The organism is Streptomyces sp. CNQ085 (assembly GCF_022614595.1).
Lineage (GTDB): Bacteria > Actinomycetota > Actinomycetes > Streptomycetales > Streptomycetaceae > Streptomyces.
The window spans coordinates 1-19,229 of the sequence record NZ_JAJFAU010000089.1; the positions used below are offsets into that span (position 1 = coordinate 1).

Consider the following 19,229-nt stretch of genomic DNA (forward strand, 5'->3'; position numbering starts at 1 on the left):
CGATCGCGGCGATCCGCACCGCCCTGAACTTCTTCCTCGGCCGGGAGATCGCGGCCGAGCGCGCCGAGATCGAACGCGAACGCCGCAAGGAGGCGGAGGGCTCCTCGCGCGCTCCGGTTGGACCGGTATGACCACAGTCCTGGACCTGGCGGCGCTGGCCACCACGGCCTTCGGGCTGGTGGCCGCCGCGGTGGTGTTCGCGGAGGCGCGGCGGCTCGTGCCCGCGCTCGCGGTCCTCCTGGACTTCCTGACCGCGGCGGGGCTGCTGCGGCTGGCCGGCGATCCGAGCTGGGGCACCATCGCGGCCGCCGCCGCTGTGATCGCCGTCCGCAAGCTGGTCACCGCCGGTCTGCACGCCCCCCGTCCCGGCTGACCGCACCGGCCGGGCGGATGCCGGTCCGGTCGCAGGCGGGTGCGGGCATGTTGCGGAACGGGACCACCGGGCAGTCGTCCGCGATGTTCTTCGACACCGGATACGAACTGCTGCGTATGGCGGTCATGGCGGCGTGCTCCCACGCGGCCCTGATCACGGCGGTGCGGCTCCCGGGCGAACGCACGCTGGCGAAGATGAACGCGTTCGATCTGGTGGTCACCGTGGCCCTGGGGCCGACCCTGGCCACCATCGCGCTCAACGCGACCGTCTCCCTCTCGGAGGGGGTGCTCGTCCTGGCGGCGCTGGTGGCCCTCCAGCTCGTCAGCGCCTGGACGGCGGTGCGCTCCCGAGGCTTCCGGCGGCTGATCAAGGCCGAACCGACCCTGCTGCTGAGCGGCGGCTCGCTGCTCGGCGAGTCGATGGCCCGGCAGCGTGTCACCGAGAGCGAGGTGCTCCAGGCGATCCGCTCCCAGGGGGTCGGCTCGGTCGAGGAGGTGGCCGCGGTGGTGCTGGAGACCGACGGCAAGTTCAGCGTGATCACCCGGCCCCCGGCCGGCTCGGGCAGTTCCCTGTCGGAGGTCGGGGGAGCGGCCGGGGCGCGGACGGAAGGGTGATCCGGGGGCGGAGGCCGCCGAACGGAGCCGGGGGGAGGGTGCGCACCGGGCGGACCGCCGCGAACGGCACGAAGATGGTCGGGAAGATCCTGTAAGGAGTTCTCATGGCTCGTCATTCCTCTCCGCGCGGACCGGCAGCCGGCCGGGACGCCGCGACCACGCCCGGCCCCTCGGGGATGCGGAACCAGATCGTGACCGGCCTGATGATGCTGGCCGGCATCTGGCTGATTCTGGCCTCGTGGTTCCTCGGGTACCCGTACGACGACGCCGCGGTCGACGCCCAGCGCAACGAGACCGGTGTGGGCATCGTGCTGCTGCTCGTCGCCTTCGCCCGGATCGTACGCCCGCGCGGATGGCTGTCGGATCTGATCGTCCTGCTCCTCGGCGTGTGGCTGCTGGTCGCGCCGGTCCTGATCGACTACGGCGGCCCGCGGAACACCCCCGGGGCGGCACAGGCCAACGAGGTCGTCACGGGCATCGTGCTCGTTCTGCTGGCCCTGGTGAGCATGCTGCTGCTGTTCCGGGCCCGCCGCATGAGCCCGGGGGAGGCCGGGTGAACACGGCACCGTTCGGGACCCCGCGTGCTCTTTGCGGCGCCAGAAGGCCCCGGTGTCGGGGGCGATGAGCGGACGGACGAGGAACTCCGCCGCGAACACCGCCCACAGCAGCCAGCCGGCCACGGCCATGACCGTGCTCAGCGCGCTGCCGGGCCGGGCCAGCCGTTCGCCGAGCACGAGCGGCAGGATGAGCACGCCCAGCGCGCTCATCACCGGCGTCGCGCGGTCCAGCAGCTCCTGGGCGAGCCGCTCGCGCTCGGAGCGGGGGCGGGAGGACGGGCGGGAAGGCAGAGCGGGCACACCGCAGCCCTTCCCCTCGTACAGCCGGGCACTCGCACCGCCTCGCGGGCCGCCCGGCGGCGGACAAGGGAAGCGGAACCGGCCGGGCCTCCTGCGGCAAAGCGGTTGTGGCAGCCGGAGCACAGTCGGTAACTTCTCTCACCCCGGCACGGGGGAGACAGAGAACCGGGGGGGTCCTCCATGGCGACGCCTGCACCCAACCGCTTTCCGGACGACACCGGCGCGGACATCTTCGTCCGCGAGTACCCCACCGCCGTGGTGCCCGACGAACCGGGCTACCTGACCACCAGGCCGCCACCGCTCGTCCTCCACGTGCCGGGGCACGGGGATGAGTACGAGACCCGCGTCCGCAGGGTCCTCAACGCGCTGGTGGACCCGTTGAGCGACGGCGGCAAACTGGCCCCCTACGCCATCCTGCGGGCGGGCTCCGACGAGGACCTGCTGGCCGGCGAGGCGGGCAAGCAGCTCGCGTTCGGCATCCCCGGGAACATGACCCCCGACCGCTTCCCCGACTTCGAACTGCTGCGGGACACCATCGCCTACGTCCGTGAGCGCCCCGGGGACTGGACGGCTCCGGCGGCCAAGGAGCTGAGGGACCACGCGTACCGCAGGAGGGCCGAGCGCGGCGGGCTGCCCGGCCTGCTGTGGTCGCTCGGTGGGAGGGAGGCCCCGCCGGCCTCGGGTCTGCGGGGCTGGCTGCTGAGGGCGTGGTGGCTGAGCCTGACCAGGACGCTGCCCCGGTGGCTGTGGGCCCGGCGCAGGACGGCACGCCTGGTCAGGCCGGGGCGCCTCTCCCCGGACCGCCGCTCCCGGTGGCTCGGGGCGGAGCTGAACGTCCGCCGCGGCGGCGAGGACCTGTTCGGGGTGATGGACGAGGTGGCGGCGCGCCAGGCGCCGCGGCTGGCGCTCCCCGCGGACCACCCGCGCCACGGGGAGGCGCTCCAGGCCGTCGACCAGCTCCTGCTGCGCGCACTCCTGGAGGACCTGGGCCGGCCCTCGGTCGGCCGCTTCCTGCCCAAGCGCCGGCGCCGCAGGGCACGTCCGGTGATCCTGCTGGAGATGCCCAGGGACGCGGCGGACGGGGCCCGGGCGGCCGAACGCTTCCTGCGCTCCTTCCGGCAGGCGGGTGTCACGGTCGGCGGTCCCGGGCCACTGGTCGTGGCGGTCGGCCGGATCTCCGGGGCGCTCCGGGCGGAGCTGGACCCGGAGGAGTGCAACCTCTCCCAGGCCGGTCTGCTGCTGCACGAGGACGCCCACCGCCCGGTGTGGGTCGGCCTGAGGGAGGAGCCCTTCTCCCGCGCCGGGCTGCCCGTGCGCAGGGTCTCCCCGCGGCGCTTCCGGCTCAGCTGGCGTACCCAGACGTCGGCGCTGGCCGGGGGCACGGCGCTGGCCGTCTTTCTGCTGGGCGTCGGCGGCGTCGAGCTGCTCTCCGGCCCGGAGCGCGACACCGGGTGCGCCGGCGGCGGCGCCGCCGCCGTGGCAGAACTGGCCGAGCCGGTCCCCGTCGAGCCCAAGAAGTGGTACGACGAGATGCGCGAGGTGATCGACCGGCAGAACACGAGAGCCGTGCGGTTCGCCGAGGAGGAGGGCCGCACCGTCCGTACGGTGGTCCACTTCGGTTCGGACAGGCTCACGGACCGCACAGACACCCTTTTCGACGGAACCATCCCCGAACTGCGCGGCATCGCCATGTGGCAGGGCCGGATCCTGCGCGAAGCGGGCGCCGACGAGTCGCTCGTGCCCCTGATCGTGGATGTCCGCACCACCGGAAGGGGCTTCAAGGACGCGGCCGCCGGAGCCCGAGAGCTGGTCGAGGAGGTCGAGGAGGCCGGAGAGGCCGACCGTCGGGGCGACCGGAGCCACGAGAGGGTCGTCGGGGTCCTGGGGTTCGCGCAGAGCAAGGAGGCGACCAAGGACGCGCTGGACATCCTGGAGGCGGCGGACATCCCCGTGGTGGGTACCACCGCCACCGCGGACGAGATGCTGGTCAGCCAGACCTACTGGCCCTTCGCCCCGCTCAACAGCGACGAGGCGCGGATGGCGGCGCGGTTCGCCACGACCTCGAACATCGTGGCGAGGCCGGAGGGGAAGGACGGCTGCGTTCCGGCCCGGCACGCCGTCGTGGTCCAGAACTCCGACGACCTTTACAGCGCCAGCCTGGCCGGCAAGTTCATGGACGGGTTCCCCGGCGAGGAGCAACTGGTCAACTTCTCCCAGGAGGGCGCGTTCGGGGCCGCCCCGCCGGGCAGCCCCAATGTGACCACCGCGGCGCAACTGGCCGAAACCGTCTGCGAGATGCTCGGATCGGCGGGCGGGGACCCGATCGTCTACTGGTCGGCGCGGGCCAGGGACTTCACCGCCTTCGCCAACGCCTTCGACAAGCGGGGCACCTGTGTGAAGGACGGTCTGACGGTGCTGGGCGGCAACGAACTGACGAACGTCGCGCTGACCGGAGAGTACGCCGACAAGGCGTGGCTGCGCCTGTACCACTCCGCCCATCGTCTGCCCACCACCGACGGGCGGGCGAGCTGGCGGACGCAGCGGTTCGTCCAGGAGTACGACGCGTTCGTGAGCGGCCCGCCCCGGGCGGACCCCTGGCGCCACGACGGGCACTCCGCAGTGTCCTACGACGCCTTCCACATGCTCTCCCGGGCGGTGGACGGCGCCCGTTCGGGCCAAGACGTCCACCGCAGCGCGGTCCTGGCCGTGCTGCGCGGCGGCGTCTCCTTCGAGGGCGCCACCGGCTACGTCCACCCGCCCCTCTCTCCGAACAGGCCGCCTACGGACAAGACGCTGGTGCTCCTGAGGCAGACGGCCGGCGGACCGGAGGTGGTGGGGGTGTGCGGAGCTTACGAGAAGGACGTGAGGAGCCGGGACCAGGGGCCGCTGTGCACGGCGGACTGAAGGGCGGCGCGAACGGGCCCCACCCCGTACCGGAAGGTGACCGGATCGCTCTGCGGAGTGACTCCGCGATGGACACGTGGAGCGGAACGGCCGCCGGGAAGACGGCGGCGGGGTAATGCGGGGCGGACCGGCGCACATACCGAGGCGGCCGCCCACCGACATCGAGCAGCGGCTGAGTGGTGCCCGGATCCCGCCCGCGCCCTCGGGGGAGGCGTGTCGCTCGTGGTGGTCTCCCGTGCACCGGGGACCTGCTGCGCCCCGCCTGCATCCCGCGTCAGCGCCGGGGCCCCGGCGCTGACGCGGGATGCGGCGGCCCCGGTGAGCGGCGCGATCACTCGAGTCGGCTGCCCTCAAGAGTTTCTCCTCTCCTCAGTGCGATCCGCTGTCGCGGCTTCCTGACAGGCCGGATTTCAGCTGACGGACCGTCAGAACTCGGAGAACCGGCGGGGAGAGCCCGACACCACCTCTTCGGATGAGACGGCACCGCTTCCCCGTACCGGAGACGAACACATGTAGTACGCCGGAGGGGCTCGGCCGCTCCCGGGCACTCGCGCCGGACCTCCGGCCGGTGCTCCGTCCGGGTGCTCTCCGGCCGCCGTATCCCCCGGATGCCCTCCCCGCGGGAGGGCGGTGCGGCTGCCGGCGCATGACCAAAACGGACCGGGGCAGCCGCCCGGACATGCTGGACAGCATCCTGACCGTCACCGCGGCCCTCGCCCTGGTCATCGCGGCCCTCTCGGTACGCATCCAGCGGGCCCCGCTGAGCGGGCCGCTGCTGGCGCTGCTGGCCGGGGTCGTCTTCGGTCCCGAGGTGCTGGGCGTGCTCGACCTGCCCACCGTGGTCGAGGGGCACAGCGAACTGCACGAGGCATCCCGGCTGCTCCTGGCGGTGTCGGTGATGGCGGTCGCCCTGCGCTACCCGTTCCGCGACGTGCGCTCGAGGGTGAAACCGGTGGCCGTCCTGCTGGTCGCGGCCATGCTGGGGATGGCGCTGATCACCACGGCGCTGTCGGCCGCCGTCCTCGGGGTCGGGCCGGGCGCGGCGGCGCTGCTGGGCGCGGCCCTGTGCCCCACCGATCCGGTGCTCGCCTCCAGCGTGGTCACCGGCGGACCGGCCGAGAAGACGGTCACCGGCCGCACCCGGCAACTGCTCTCCCTGGAGTCGGGCGCCAACGACGGTCTCGCCCTGCCCCTGGTGCTGGTCGCGGTGGCGATCGCCGGAACCCTGAGCGGCGCCGAAGCGCTGCTGGAATCCCTGTGGCAGGTGCTTGGCGCCGTCGTCTTCGGAGCGGTGGCGGGCGCGCTGGGGGGCAGGGCGCTGCGCAAGGCGGAGGAGTACCGGACCGTCCAGTCCGGTCCCCTGCTCGTCTACACCCTGCTGCTGGCCCTCCTCGTCCTCGGGGCGTCCGGGCTGATGCGCCTGGACGGAGTTCTCGCCGTCTTCGCCGGCGGACTGGCCTTCAACGCGACGAGCTCGGTCAGCGAGCGCGCCGACGAGGACAAGAACGACGAGGCGGTCAACCGCTTCCTCGTCCTGCCGCTGTTCGTCGTGCTCGGCGCCGTGATCCCGTGGCGCGAGTGGGGCGAGCTGGGCTGGTGGCGCGGTGCCCTGCTGGTCCTGGGCGTCCTGCTGCTGCGCCGCCTGCCGGTCCTGCTGGCGCTGAAGCGGCCGCTCTCCCTGACCTGGCGCGACACCCTTTTCACGGGCTGGTTCGGTCCCGTCGGCGTGTCGGCCCTGTTCTACCTGACCATGGAGGCCCACCGGCTCGGCGCCGACCCGGTGGTACTGGCCGCCGGAACGCTGGTCATCGCCGCCAGCACCGTCGTGCACGGCGTCACCACCACCCCCGGTCTGGCCGCCTACCGCAGGGCCGGGGAGCGGCGGGGCGACGAGCGGAAGGAGACGGCATGACGAGCGCCCTGACGGTGATCGCCGGCTGCGCCCTGGTGGTTCTGGTGCTGGCCGACGCGACGGTCACCGCGCTGTCGTTGGCCACGGTCACCGGCCCGGGCATCGGCGACTACGTGCCGGACACGGCCTGGGCCCGTACGGGAAACCGCCCCGGCCGCGGGGGCCGGGGCGGTGGATGGCGGCGGTCCTCGGTCTCAGAGGGTCGCCAGCAGCTCGTTGCAGGCCTGCTCACAGCGGCGGCACGCCTCGGCGCAGACGCGGCAGTGCTCGTGCGTGTCGGCGTGACGCTCGCACTCCTCCGCGCAGGACTGGCAGACCATGGCACAGGCCCGGAGCTGGGCGCGGGTGATGTTGGCGTCGTAGCCGGTGTGCCGGGACAGGACCTTGCCGGTCGCCTCGCAGATGTCCGAGCAGTCCAGGTTGGTGCGGACGCACTTGCGTAGTTCGGCGACCATGTCCTCCGACAGGCAGGCGTCCGCACACGCGGTACAGGCCTGCGAGCAGTCGAAGCACTCGGCGATGCAGCGCTCCATGGCCTGACGGTTCACGCCGCCGAGGTCGGCCGGGTAGGTGCGCAGCATCTCACTGGCCATCGTCGTCATGCTTCTCCCCTTTCACGCGTCCTCGTTCGGAACCGCCGGCTCCGCCCCGGTGCGTGGTGGCCGGGAGCCCGCGGTGCCGCGCGAACGGGTAACCCCCGAAAGGAGGGCGTAAACCGGAAAACGCAGTGCGCGCCGCGCGGGATGGCTTTAAGGGCCACGCACTCTGGCCCGGCTGATTCGACACGTGTCAACATAGGTGTATGCCGAACACCAAGGCACTGTCGGCCCCGGAGGCGGAGCCGTGCTGCCCGTCGCTGACCGAGCGCCCGCTGACGGCCGAGGAGGCCGAGCGGACCGCCGCGATGTTCAAGGCGCTGGGCGACCCGGTGCGGCTGCGGCTGTTCTCCCTGGTGGCCTCGCACGACGGCGGTGAGGCCTGTGTGTGCGACATCTCCGACGTCGGGGTCTCCCAGCCCACCGTCAGCCACCACCTGAAGAAGCTCCGCGAGGCCGGACTGCTCACCTCCGAGCGCCGCGGCACCTGGGTGTACTACCGCGTCGAGCCGTCGGTGCTCGCCGCCATGGGGCGGTTCCTCGCCTCGGCAGGGGCCTGACCCCGCCCGGAGCAGGCCCGTGCGGGCGCGGCGTCAGCGGGGCCTGATGTTGTGGTTGAGCCGGAAGACGTTGCCGGGGTCGTACTCGGCCTTGACCGCGGCCAGCCGCCGGTGGTTGTCCGGCCCGAATCCGGCGACGACGCGGTCCTCGCCCTCGCGCCCGATGAAGTTGAGGTAGACCGCGCCGGTCGACCAGGGCCTGACGTCGGCACGTACGTCGTGGGCCCACCGCCTGACGCGTTCGTCGTCGGCCGGGTCCTCCCACAGCCCGAAGGGGTGGACCGCCCACGGCGCCCGCCGCCAGGGAACCGGATGGCCCTCCGGGCCCCGGGCGACCGCGCCGCCCTGGGGGAAGAGCACGTGCTGGGAGGGGGAGGGCACGAGCAGATCGGCGGCACGGGCGCAGAAGGCGTCCACGGCCGGGTTCGGGAAGGAGGTCAGGTACTCGGCCGACCAGTAGTTGCGGTAGCCGGGCGGGTCGTCGAGCATGCACTGCAGGTCGGCGTAGGACATCTCGGCGATCATCTCGGCGTCGTGGCCCATGCCGAGTACGGGCTCGGCCACGTCGCGCATCTCCTGCATCCCGCCCGCGTAGGTGACCAGCACCGCACAGGCGAGCTTCCCGGGCATGTCGCGGGGGACGAACTCCTCGGGCGGGGCGGTCAGGTAGATGAGTCCCCCGCCGACCTCGTCCGGGGCGGACTCCATGAAGTCGCGGTAAGTCCGCGCCACCTCCGGACCCGCCTCGGGCCGCCATATCAGCAGGGCCGCGGTCACCACCGGAAGCGGATGCAGCCGCAGGGTGAAGGAGGTGGCCACGCCGAAGTTGCCGCCACCGCCGTGCAGCGCCCAGAACAGCTCCGGGTTCTCCTCCCCGCTCGCGCGCACGGTGCGGCCGTCCGCGGTGACCAGTTCGACGGCCAGCAGGTTGTCGCTCGCCAGGCCGAACCTGCGGTCCAGCCAGCCTGCCCCGCCGCCCAGCACGAACCCGCCCACGCCGGTGGTGGACACCCGGCCGCCGGTCGTCGCCAGACCGTACGGCTCGGTGGCCCGGTCCAGGTGGCGCATGACGGCACCGCCGCCGACCCGCGCGGTGCGCCTGCCGGGATCGACCGCGACCGTGTGCATGCGCCTCAGGTCGATGACGAGGCCCCCCTCGGTCAGCGCCATGCCCGCGACGCTGTGCCCGCCGCCGCGGACCGCGATCTCCAGCCCGTTCTCCCGCCCGAACCGGATCGCCTCGGCCACGTCGTGGCCGGTCTCGCACTGGGCGATGACGGCGGGGCGCCTGTCGATCATCGCGTTGAAGACGGCACGAGCGCCGTCGTAGGACGGGTCGCCGGGCGTGACGACCTCGCCGGTGAAGGCGGCGCGGAGACCGGTCAGGGACATTCCGCCCACACTGTGGGACACCATGTCGTTCCCCTTCGTCGGGGCGTCGGCAGAGCCTTTTCTCCACCGTAGCTCCGCTTCGGACCCGGCGGCGTACGGGCCGACCCCGGGTCGTATGTGGTGCGACAGGAGGGAACGCAAGGGGAGTGCCGGATGAACACCGGTTTGCCCGTGCGTTTACCGCATAACCCGAGGCCGCATACCGCCGCCGGTATCACCGCGCCTCCGTATTGACACCATGTCGAATTCCCTGGGGCGCGTGAAGAAAATGTGCGCTGTTAATGCAGGGGGCACGCGCGCCCTGATAAGGTCATGCCCGTTCCGGGACGCAGTGGGGGCTCGGACTTCTTTCGCCTTGAAAGCACGGGGGTGGCGATCGGTGATTGCCGGTGTGTTCGTGGGAACTTCCGAAGCATGCGCGCCGAGTAGTTTGTTAGCGGCGGGCCGGCGACTTCCTTCGGACGGTGCCGCGGCGGCCGAGGGGGCAGGGCCGGTCCTGTTGGCCGAGTAGGGCCGCCGGACGGCGGGTGCGGTGCCGCGTCCAGCGGGTGTGCGGGCCGCTTCGAACGGTCCGGGGCCGGCGCTCCGCAGGGCGGCAGAGCGGGCTCGCGCGCCGATGTGATGTTTCAAGTACCCTGTTACACTGGAGAGTTGAGCAAAGTGGGCTGCCCTTTCGGTGGTGAGTGGATGCTGCGGCCCAGCGGCCGTCGCCCTCCCTCCGGGGCCTTCGGGTTCATGGCCGGGGGCCTCTTCCCGGGTTTCCCGCCCAAGCGTCGGCCATCTGCGTCGGCCGGTTCCGGGAGGACCCCGGCCCCCGGCCCGAGTCAGACCGGAGCGCAGGGGGCCTTCTCGTCGGAGCCCGTTTCGCCCGCCATCGCCTCCGTATACCGGAGAAGGTTTCCAAGTAGGTAACCCTCTGGTTTCCCCGTTGTAATGACGGCTGTTCCTCGATTCTCCTGCCCTGAAGCGCACCAAAAGACGGAAGGTGAATCGGCGGTATCCGTTTCCCCTGTCCAGAAATTCTCGCTACGCCGGATACGGACAGAAGTCGCCGACCCGTACCGGAAGGTTCGAAAGACCCTGCCCGCTCGTCCCGCGCCCGCGTGGAGAAGCGGCCACAAGCAAGGAGAGCACTGTGTTCACCCTGCCCTTCGAAGCCCGGGGAATCGCACCGGGCCCCGCGAGTCACATGAGGAGGAGCCGATGAAGCCGCAGGTCGCCGTCGTAGGGGGCGGGGCGGCGGGCATCTCGGCAGCCTGCGGGCTGTGTGAGGACGCCCAGGTGACACTGTTCGAGTCCGAGCCGCGGCTGGGCGGACACGCCTACACGGTCGAGGTGGAGGACGCCGGGCGCACCTTCGGGCTGGACACCGCCTTCATCGTCTACAACGAGCCGCACTACCCGAAGCTCACCCGCTTCTTCGCCGACCTGGGCGTGGCGACGCAGAGCCACCCGGGGAAGTTCTGCTTCTTCGACCTGGACGTCAAGAGCGCCTATGTGTCCGACGACTTCGAGAGGTCGGAGGAGGAGGTGCGGGCCCGGTATCCGGACGAGTTCGTCCGGCTGTGGCAGGAGGCCCGGCGCTTCCTCGCCGAGTCGCCCAGGCACTTCGTCCGCAAGCAGGCCGACATCCCGCTGGGGGAGTACCTCGACCGGCACGGCTACTCCGAGGAGTTCCGGTACGGCTTCATCGTGCTGATCTCCACGGCGGCGTGGTCGGTGCCCGCCGACCGCATCTGGGACATGCCGGCCTCCACGGTGATCGCCTTCTTCTTCGCCCACGGCGCCGAGGGGCTGGGAGGACGCACCGCCCCCTGGCGGACGGTGACCGGCGGCAGCGTCTCCTACGTGCGCGCCGCTGCCGCCCGGCTGCGCGCGGCCCGCGCCCGGATACGCCCGGCCACTCCTGTGCTGGGCGTGCGGCAGGAGCCGGACGGTGTCGTGGTGCGGACCGCGGCCGGAGCCGAGCGCTTCGACTACGCGGTCCTGGCCACCCACGCGGACGACTCCCTGGCGATGCTGGAGAACCCCACCCCGCGGCAGCGGATGCTGGAGGCATTCGCCTACCACCCCACCCGCGCCACCCTGCACACCGACCCGTCGGTGATGCCGGAGGACCGGACCACCTGGCGGAGCTGGAACTACGGCCGCCGAGACCGCGACGGCGAGCAGGTCTCCTGGGTGAACTACCACCTCAACGACCTCCAGTGCCTGGAAGGGGGAACCAGGGACTACTTCCTCACGCTGGACAGCGGAGTGGACATCCGCGACGAGCACGTCATCGAGGAGATCGCCTACCGGCACCCGGTCTTCACCCTGGAGGCCCGCCGGCTCCAGAGCGAGATCTACTCCCTCAACGACCCCGCCGGACGCCTGATGTTCGCCGGCTCCTACTTCCACTCGCGCAAGCTCGGCCCGGACGTCATCGGCCTGCACGAGTCCGCGTTCGACTCCGGCCTCGCGTCGGCCGAAGCGATCCGCGAAGCGCTGCGCGGGTCACGCGACGCGGCCGCCTGACCCCGTGTCCGCGACGCACGCGTACCGCCGGGCCTCCGCTCGCCCGGCCGCCGCGTGGCTGGTGGCGGAACTGACCCAGATGCTCGGAATCCAGGCCGCCGATCCGGCGGCCGTGTCCCGGCCCCCGAGGCCATCCAGAAGGAGAGACCCCGTGTCCGACACCCCGTCCGTCCAGACCGCCCGCACCGCCGCGGAACCGCTCACCGCCGAGGCGGTCCAGCAGTGGCTGCTGGAGAAGGTCGCTCACAAGCTGGGCGTCGCGCCCGCCGAGGTCGACCCCGAGCAGTACTTCGACGAGTTCGACCTGGACTCCACCGAAGCGCTGGTCCTCTCCGGGGAACTGGAGGAATGGCTGGGTTTCGAGCTGGAGACCACCGCGCTGTGGTACCACCCGACCATCGCACAGCTGGCCCGTTACATCGCCGAGAAGCAGGCCGAGCATGCGGCCTGAACGCCCCCGGCCCGAGATCGTCCGGGCCTTCGGCGACGGAAACCGGCCGGAGGCCGCCCGGGTGCTGGTGGTCCACCCGGGCGCCCTGCCCGCCTCCCAGTACGCGGGGCTGGCCCAGGCGCTGCCACCGGGCACCGGGCTGTACGTGGTGGACCTCGAGCAGGTTCCGGAGTACTTCCGGGCGGCCCTGGACAGCGGACGCGTCACCACCTCGATCGACCGGCTCGCCGCCCGGGCCGCCGAGGAACTGCGCGCCCGGGAGCTGCTGTCGCGGCCCTGGAACCTGCTGGGCTGGTCCTTCGGTGGCGTGGTCGGGCACGCGCTCGCCGGCCTGCTGGAGGCGGGCGAACGGCCGGGCCGGCTGGTGCTGCTGGACAGCATCGCGCCCGTACCCGGCTACGTGCAGCCGGAGGAGGCCATCGGGCACGACTTGACCCTGCCCTGGTTCTGCATGTACCTGGCAGCCAAGCGCGGCGGCGGCCCGGACGCCCTGCCCGCCGAGTTCCCGGACGGCGCGGAAGGCCCGGACGGCAGACCGGACGCGGCGCTGGAGAGGGTGCTGCGCGCCGGACTGGACAGCGGCGTCCTGCGGCCCGGCACCACTCTCCCCGGCCTGCGCAAGGTCTACGACACCTACCTTGACGGCCTGCGGCGCAACAACCGGCTGGCGGCCGGGCACCGGCCGCGCCCCGCCGGTCTGCCCCTGGTCCTGCTGCGTCCCGAGCGCGGTCTTCTCACCACCCCCGATCCGCTGGGCTGGTCCGTGCTCGGCGACGACCTGAGCACCGGGCACACCCCCGGGGACCACTACTCGATGCTGCGCGAACCGGAGGCCCTGCGGCGCATCGCCGCCGCCGCGGCCCCCGAGCCGGTCCCCGCCCCGGGATGACGGACGCCCCGCCGCCCGCCACACAGGAGCCATCCCCGACACCGGTTGGAGTCCCCATGGTTCAGCAACCTTCCGCCAGGAAACTTTCCGACACCCCGATAGCCGTCGTCGGCCTGGGCGCGCTCTACCCGCGCTCCGGCGACCTGAACGAGTTCTGGAAGAACATCGCCGAGGGCAACGACTGCATCGAGGAGGTCCCCGAGTCCCACTGGAGGATCTCCGACTACTACGACCCCGACCCGTCCGCGCCCGACAAGACCTACGCCAAGCGCGGCGGTTTCGTGCCCACCGTCCCGTTCTCCCCGCTGGAGTTCGGCCTGCCGCCGAACACCCTGGAGGTCACCGACGTCCTCCAGCTGCTCAGCCTGACGGTGGCCAAGCAGACTCTCAAGGACGCCGGGGCGCCCGGCTCCGGCTGGTACGACCCCTCCCGCACCGGGTGCGTCCTGGGCATCACCGGGGCGAACTCCCTTACCCAGCCCCTGGCCACCCGCCTGCAGACACCGGTTCTCAAGGAAGTGGTGCGCAGCTGCGGTCTGAGCGAACAGGACGCGGAGGAGATCGCCGGCAAGTTCACCAAGGCCTTCGCCCCCTGGGAGGAGAACTCCTTCCCCGGAATGCTCGGCAACGTCGTCGCCGGGCGCATCGCCAACCGCTTCGACCTCGGCGGAACCAACTGCACGGTGGACGCCGCCTGCGCCAGTTCGCTGGCCGCCGTGCGGATGGCCGTCTCCGAGCTGGTGTCCGGTCGCGCCGACCTGATGCTCACCGGCGGCTGTGACGCGGAGAACACGATCCTGATGTACCTGTGTTTCTCCAAGACCCCGGCCTTCTCCAAGTCGGGCCGCATCCGGCCCTTCGACGAGGACAGCGACGGCACCCTCATTGGTGAGGGGCTGGGGATGCTGGCCCTCAAGCGCCTGGCCGACGCCGAGCGCGACGGCGACCGGATCTACTCCGTGCTGCGGGGCATCGGCACATCCAGTGACGGCCGCTTCAAGTCCATCTACGCCCCCCGGCAGGAGGGCCAGGTCACCGCGCTGCGCCGGGCCTACGACGACGCCGGCTTCGGCCCCGAGCAGGTCGGCCTGGTCGAGTGCCACGGCACCGGTACCTCGGTGGGTGACCTGACGGAGCTGACGGCGCTGCGCGAGGTGTACGCCGCGGCCAGCGAGGAACGGCAGTTCGCCGCGGTGGGCAGCGTCAAGTCGCAGATCGGGCACACCAAGGCGGCCGCCGGCGCGGCCGGGCTGATCAAGCTCTCCCTCGCGCTGCACCAGAAGGTGCTCCCGCCCACCATCAACGTCGAACGGCCCCGTGAGGCGGTCGACTTCCCCGACTCGCCCTTCTACGTCAACACCCTCACCCAGCCGTGGATCGCCGACCCGGCGCGCGAGCGCCGCCGCGCGGCCGTCTCCTCCTTCGGCTTCGGCGGCACCAACTTCCACTGCGTACTGGAGGAGCACGACCCGGCCGGCGAGGGGCTCGCCGTACTCGCCCCCACCGCCCGCGTCCACCTGTGGCACGCCGAGGATCCGGCGGCGCTGCTGGACCTGCTGGAGTCGGACGCCGCCCCGGCCGACGGCGGCGAACCGGTCCCGGCCGGCCACGCGCGGCTGGCCCTGGTGGCCTCGGAAGACCAGGAGGCGGCCGAACTGCGCGCCGCCGCCGCCGGGGAACTGCGTGCCCGCCCCGACGCACCGGAGTTCGTCCTGCCGCGCGGCGCCTACTACCGGCGCACCGCACTCCTGGGCGCGGACGGTGGCAAGGACGGAGCCGCGGGGGACTCCGGGCCGATGAAGGTGGCCGCGCTCTTCGCCGGGCAGGGCAGCCAGTACCCGCGCATGGGCGCGCGCGCCGCCATGGCCGTGCCCCCGGTGCGCGCCGCCTATGACGCGGCCGCCGCCGAGTTCGCCGGCGCCGATCCGCTGGGCCGCACCGTTTTCCCGCCGCCGGCCTTCGACGAGGGGACCCGCGCCGCGCAGGAGGCCGCACTGCGCCGTACCGACTACGCCCAGCCCGCCATCGGGGCGCTCTCGGCCGGCCAGTACCGCTACCTGAGCGAGCTGGGATTCACACCCGACGGCGCGCTCGGTCACAGCTTCGGCGAACTGACCGCGCTCTGGGCGGCCGGCAGCCTCGGCGACCGGGACCTCCACCGCCTGGCCCGGGCCCGCGGCCGCGCCATGGCGATGAGGCCCGAGGGAGCCGAGGACCCCGGCACCATGGCAGCGGTCTCCGCGGACCTGGAGACGGTGGAGAAGATCGCCGCACGTCACGAGGACGTCGAGGTGTGCAACGTCAACGCCCCCGACCAGGTGGTCGTGGGCGGCGGCACCGAGGCGGTGCGGGCCTTCGCCCAGGAGTGCGGTCAGGAGGGCCTGACCGCCCGCGAGCTGCCCGTCGCCGCCGCCTTCCACACCCGCTACGTCGCCCACGCGGTGGACACCTTCAAGAAGGCCGTGGAGGCCACCCGGGTGCGCCCGCCGGCCTTCCCGGTGTACGCCGACGCGCCCGGCGCCTCCTACGGGCGGCGCATCGCGGGCAACCGCGAGGTGCTGGTCGGCCAGCTCACCGCACCGGTCCACTTCGCCCCGCGGGTCGAGGAGATGTACCGGGACGGCTTCCGGGTCTTCGTGGAGTTCGGCCCCAAGTCGGTGCTCTCCGGCCTGGTGCGCCGCACTCTCGCCGACCGCGAGGACGTCCTCGTCCTCAGCGCGGACTCCGGCCCCAAGGGGGACGGTGACCGCGCGCTCAAGCAGCTCGCCGCACGACTTCTCGTGCTCGGCGCGCCTCTGACCGACTGCAACCGCTACACCGCTGACATCGAGCCGGTCCGTCCGGCAGAGGGGATGACGATTCCGTTGAACGGTGTGAACCACGTTTCCGAGCAGCGCAAGCAGGCCTACCAGGAGGCCCTGGAGAACGGCTACCGCGTCGAAGGCGCCGCGGGCGCCGAGGGCGCCGCCGCCCCGCGGACCGGTACCGGACCCGTGCCGCAGGAGGCCCCGGCCGCCGCCGTCCCGCAGGCCGGTATACCCCGGGCCGCCGGCCTCCCGGGCACCGGCGCGGTCGCCTGGGAGCACCTGTCCATGCACCGCGAGTACCTGGGCAGCCAGCTCCGGGTGGCCGAGCGGCTGACCAACCTGCTGGACAGTTCTCCGGACGACAACGTCCTCAGCGGCATCACCGCCATCAGCCAGCAGGGTGTGGCGATCGGGCAGAGCCACGCCCAGGCCAGTGAGGTGCTGCGCAGCTTCGCGCTGCTGGAGAGCGGCATCGCGCCTGTCCCCGCGGAGTCCCACGCCTACGCCCCGGTCCAGGACTGGGGCCCGGCGCCCGCCCCTGTGCAGCAGGCCCCGGCCCAGGAGTGGGCCCCGGCCCTGCCGGCTGCTCCGGCCCCGGCGCCCGCCGCCGCTGCTCCGGCTCCTGCTCCCACCGCTGCCCCGGCCCCGGCCCCGGCTGCTCCGGCCCCGGCCCCGGCTGCTCCGGCCCCGGCCCCGGCTCCCGCCGCCCCCGCGGCCGTCACCGAGGACGACGTCCGCAAGGCACTGCTGGAGAGCGTCGCGGAGAAGACCGGCTACCCGGTGGACATGCTGGAGACCTCCATGGACGTCGAGGCCGACCTGGGCATCGACTCCATCAAGCGGGTCGAGATCATGGGGTCGCTGCGCGACCGCTTCCCCGGCTCGGCCTCCGCCGACCCCGAGAAGCTCGCCGAACTGCGCACCCTGGACGACATCATCGCCTTCGTCTCCGGCGCCGCCGCCGGCGCGGAGGAGGCGATGTCCGCCCCAAAAGCCTGAGCCCGGGCCTGGGACGGCGGCACGCCCGGCTGCGTCTCCTGCCCGCCCCCGACCTCCTGCCGGACGCCTACCGGGACGCCCCGTGCGCACTCCTGGCCGGTGACACCGGAAGCGGTCCGCTGGCCGCCCTCGCGGACGCGCTGCGCGAGGACGGCTGGACGGTCCGTACCGGCACCCGTCCCCCCGAGGACGCCGACCGGCTGGACCTGGTGGTCGCCGAGGTCGAGGCCGGCGGGCAGGAGTCCGCCGCCACCGTGCTGCGGGACACCCTGCTGCTGGCCGGTTCCGTCCAGCCCCTGCTGGAGCGGAGTGCGGCCGACGGTGGCCGGGCGGCGTTCCTCACCGTCACCAGGCTCGACGGCCGGATGGGGCTGACCGGCGCCGCCGGGGTGGAGCGGGCCGCCCTGGGCGGCGTCACGGGACTGGTCAAGACCCTCGCCATCGAGGCCCCGGCACTGCTGTGCCGCGCGGTCGACCTGGACCCGGACCTGCCCGCCGACCGGTGTGCGCGGCTGCTGCTGGCCGAGGCGTACGACGCCTGCGCGGGCACCGTCCAGGTGGGGCTCGCCGCCGACGGCGCCCGCCGCACCCTGGACCTGGCCGAGACGCCCGGCGACCTGCCCGGCGAGCCCGGCGCACCCGAACCGGGGCCGCAGGACCTGCTGGTGGTCACCGGTGGAGCGCGCGGGGTCACCGCGGCCTGTGCCGCCGGCCTGGCCCGTGCCCACCGCCCCGGGCTGCTGCTGCTCGGCCGCACCGAGCTGGCCGACGAGCCGGACTGGGCCCAGGGGGTGCCGGAGAGCGGACTGCGGGCCGCCGCCGCCGCGGAGCTGAAGCGGACCGGGCACAAGCCCACCCCGCGCGAGGTGGGGCGCATCGCCGGCGACCTGACCGGACAGCGGGAGATCCGCCACACCCTGGCGGAGCTGGAGGAGGCCGGGGCGCACGCCGAGTACGCAGCGGTGGACATCACCGACCCCGAGGCCGTGGCACAGGTCCTCGCCCCGTACGCCGACCGCGTCACCGGAGTGGTGCACGGGGCCGGGGTGCTCGCCGACGCCCTGATCACCGCCAAGCGGGGCGAGGACGTGGACCGGGTGCTGAGCACCAAGCTGGCCGGGCTGCGCCACGTGCTGGCGGCCCTGCCCGCCGGGAGGCTGCGGCACCTGCTGCTGTTCTCCTCGGTCGCCGGGTTCTTCGGCAACCGAGGCCAGTCCGACTACGCCATGGCCAACGAGGCGCTCAACCAGCTCGCCTGCGCGCTGCGCCGCGAGACGCCCCGGGCCCGGATCACCTCCGTCAACTGGGGAGCCTGGGCGGGCGGCATGGTCACCCCGGAACTGGAGCGGATGTTCGCCGAGCGCGGTGTGCCGCTGATCCCCCTTCAGGAGGGAGTCGACTACTTCACCGAGCAGTTCGGCGCCGACCACGCCGGCGACACGGTGTGCGTGGTCGGACCGGTGACCCCGCTCTCCGCACCGGAACCCGCAGGCCCGCCGGCCGGGGGAGTGGAGCTCCACCGCTCCCTGGCACCCCTGGCCGGCGACCCGGTGCTCGCCGACCACGCCATCGGCGGCCACCCGGTGCTGCCCGCCACGGCGGCGCTGGGCGCGGTCCTCAACGCCGTCCACCAGGTGCTGCCCGGCACCCCGGTGGACCGGGTGACCGGCTTCGCGGTGCACAAGGGCCTGGTCCTGGACGAGAACCGGCCGGAGGGGCTCCGGCTGGCAGTCAGGCCCGCCGGTGCGCCGGGAGCCTGGGACGTCACTGTCCACGACAGCGAGGGCCGGCCCCGCTACCGGGCACGGGCCGAGACCGGCCGTCCGGCCCCCGCGCCGGCCCCGTCCGGCCTGCCGGCCCCCGGTACCGGACGACCGGTCACCGCCTACACCGACGGCACCCTCTTCCACGGCCCGCTGCTGCGCGGCCTGACCGAGGTCCTGGACGACGGGCGGCGGCTGGTACTGGCCTGTCGACTGCCCGAGCGGCCGATCGCCGACGGCGCCTGGCAGGCGCCCGGGTACAGCCCGGTCCTGGCGGACCTGCTGCTCCAGGCGGTGCTGGTCTGGGCCCGGCTGCACCGCGGCCAGGCGGTGCTGCCCAGCGCGATCGGCGAGGCGCTGTGCCACGCCGAACTGCCCGACGGGCAGACGTTCCTGGTGGTCGTGGACGAGGTGGCGGAAACCGCGGGCGGCATCCGCTGCACCGTCACCGCGTGCACCCCGCAGGGGCGTGTCCTGCTGGAGTTCCGCGGTGTCGAGGCCGTCCACGCCCCCGGCCTCGACGCGAAGTTCCGTCCCGCGTCCGCGTGAACGCGTGACCGGACGGCCGGTGGTGCGGAAGGGGTGACGCCCCTTC

General features: G+C 73.1%; 13 protein-coding genes. 11 read left to right on the forward strand and 2 right to left on the reverse strand.

Annotated features, from left to right (window positions below):
• The first annotated feature begins 127 nt into the window (after positions 1-127).
• The 5 genes from LJ221_RS15630 (at position 128) to LJ221_RS15650 (ending at position 6,660) form a co-directional block, all read left to right on the forward strand.
• The gene (locus LJ221_RS15630) at positions 128-373 is read left to right on the forward strand and encodes a hypothetical protein (protein ID WP_241717345.1); all 246 of its coding nucleotides are present in this window, start codon (positions 128-130) and stop codon (positions 371-373) included.
• Between the two features lie 47 nt (positions 374-420).
• Positions 421-987 (forward strand): DUF421 domain-containing protein, encoded by a 567-nt coding sequence (locus LJ221_RS15635; protein WP_241717346.1) that lies wholly within the window; start codon positions 421-423, stop codon positions 985-987.
• 104 nt (positions 988-1,091) lie between these two features.
• Positions 1,092-1,544 carry a hypothetical protein gene (locus LJ221_RS15640; protein WP_241717347.1) on the forward strand — a complete coding sequence of 151 codons (453 nt, stop codon included), beginning with the start codon at positions 1,092-1,094 and terminating at the stop codon, positions 1,542-1,544.
• A gap of 480 nt (positions 1,545-2,024) precedes the next feature.
• A complete protein-coding gene (locus LJ221_RS15645; RefSeq protein ID WP_241717348.1) occupies positions 2,025-4,748 on the forward strand; it encodes an ABC transporter substrate-binding protein in 2,724 nt (907 codons plus the stop codon).
• 646 nt (positions 4,749-5,394) lie between these two features.
• The gene (locus LJ221_RS15650; RefSeq protein WP_241717349.1) at positions 5,395-6,660 is read left to right on the forward strand and encodes a cation:proton antiporter; all 1,266 of its coding nucleotides are present in this window, start codon (positions 5,395-5,397) and stop codon (positions 6,658-6,660) included.
• A gap of 194 nt (positions 6,661-6,854) precedes the next feature.
• Here the strand turns inward: LJ221_RS15650 and LJ221_RS15655 are convergent, their stop codons facing one another.
• Positions 6,855-7,262 (reverse strand): four-helix bundle copper-binding protein, encoded by a 408-nt coding sequence (locus tag LJ221_RS15655; RefSeq protein WP_241717350.1) that lies wholly within the window; start codon positions 7,260-7,262, stop codon positions 6,855-6,857.
• A 200-nt stretch (positions 7,263-7,462) separates the two neighbouring features.
• On the opposite strand from LJ221_RS15655, the gene LJ221_RS15660 reads away from it, so the two are divergent.
• Complete coding sequence (locus LJ221_RS15660; protein ID WP_241717351.1) at positions 7,463-7,816, forward strand: helix-turn-helix transcriptional regulator; 354 nt, start codon at positions 7,463-7,465, stop codon at positions 7,814-7,816.
• Positions 7,817-7,849: 33 nt separating this feature from the next.
• Here LJ221_RS15660 and LJ221_RS15665 read toward each other — a convergent pair whose 3' ends face one another.
• Positions 7,850-9,232, reverse strand: coding sequence for an FAD-binding oxidoreductase (locus LJ221_RS15665; RefSeq protein ID WP_241717352.1), 1,383 nt, complete (start codon positions 9,230-9,232; stop codon positions 7,850-7,852).
• Positions 9,233-10,411: 1,179 nt separating this feature from the next.
• Between LJ221_RS15665 and LJ221_RS15670 the strand changes: the two genes are divergently transcribed.
• The 5 genes from LJ221_RS15670 (at position 10,412) to LJ221_RS15700 (ending at position 19,183) form a co-directional block, all read left to right on the forward strand.
• Positions 10,412-11,725, forward strand: a complete 1,314-nt coding sequence (locus LJ221_RS15670; RefSeq protein WP_241717353.1) for an NAD(P)/FAD-dependent oxidoreductase — start codon at positions 10,412-10,414, stop codon at positions 11,723-11,725.
• Between the two features lie 151 nt (positions 11,726-11,876).
• Positions 11,877-12,176 carry an acyl carrier protein gene (locus tag LJ221_RS15675; protein WP_241717354.1) on the forward strand — a complete coding sequence of 100 codons (300 nt, stop codon included), beginning with the start codon at positions 11,877-11,879 and terminating at the stop codon, positions 12,174-12,176.
• Complete coding sequence (locus tag LJ221_RS15680; protein ID WP_241717355.1) at positions 12,166-13,065, forward strand: thioesterase domain-containing protein; 900 nt, start codon at positions 12,166-12,168, stop codon at positions 13,063-13,065. The genes LJ221_RS15675 and LJ221_RS15680 overlap by 11 nt, the downstream gene beginning before the upstream one ends.
• Positions 13,066-13,121: 56 nt before the next feature.
• Positions 13,122-16,871, forward strand: coding sequence for a beta-ketoacyl synthase N-terminal-like domain-containing protein (locus tag LJ221_RS15685; RefSeq protein WP_302852009.1), 3,750 nt, complete (start codon positions 13,122-13,124; stop codon positions 16,869-16,871).
• A 209-nt stretch (positions 16,872-17,080) separates the two neighbouring features.
• Positions 17,081-19,183, forward strand: coding sequence for an SDR family NAD(P)-dependent oxidoreductase (locus tag LJ221_RS15700; RefSeq protein ID WP_241717356.1), 2,103 nt, complete (start codon positions 17,081-17,083; stop codon positions 19,181-19,183).
• Positions 19,184-19,229 lie beyond the last annotated feature (46 nt).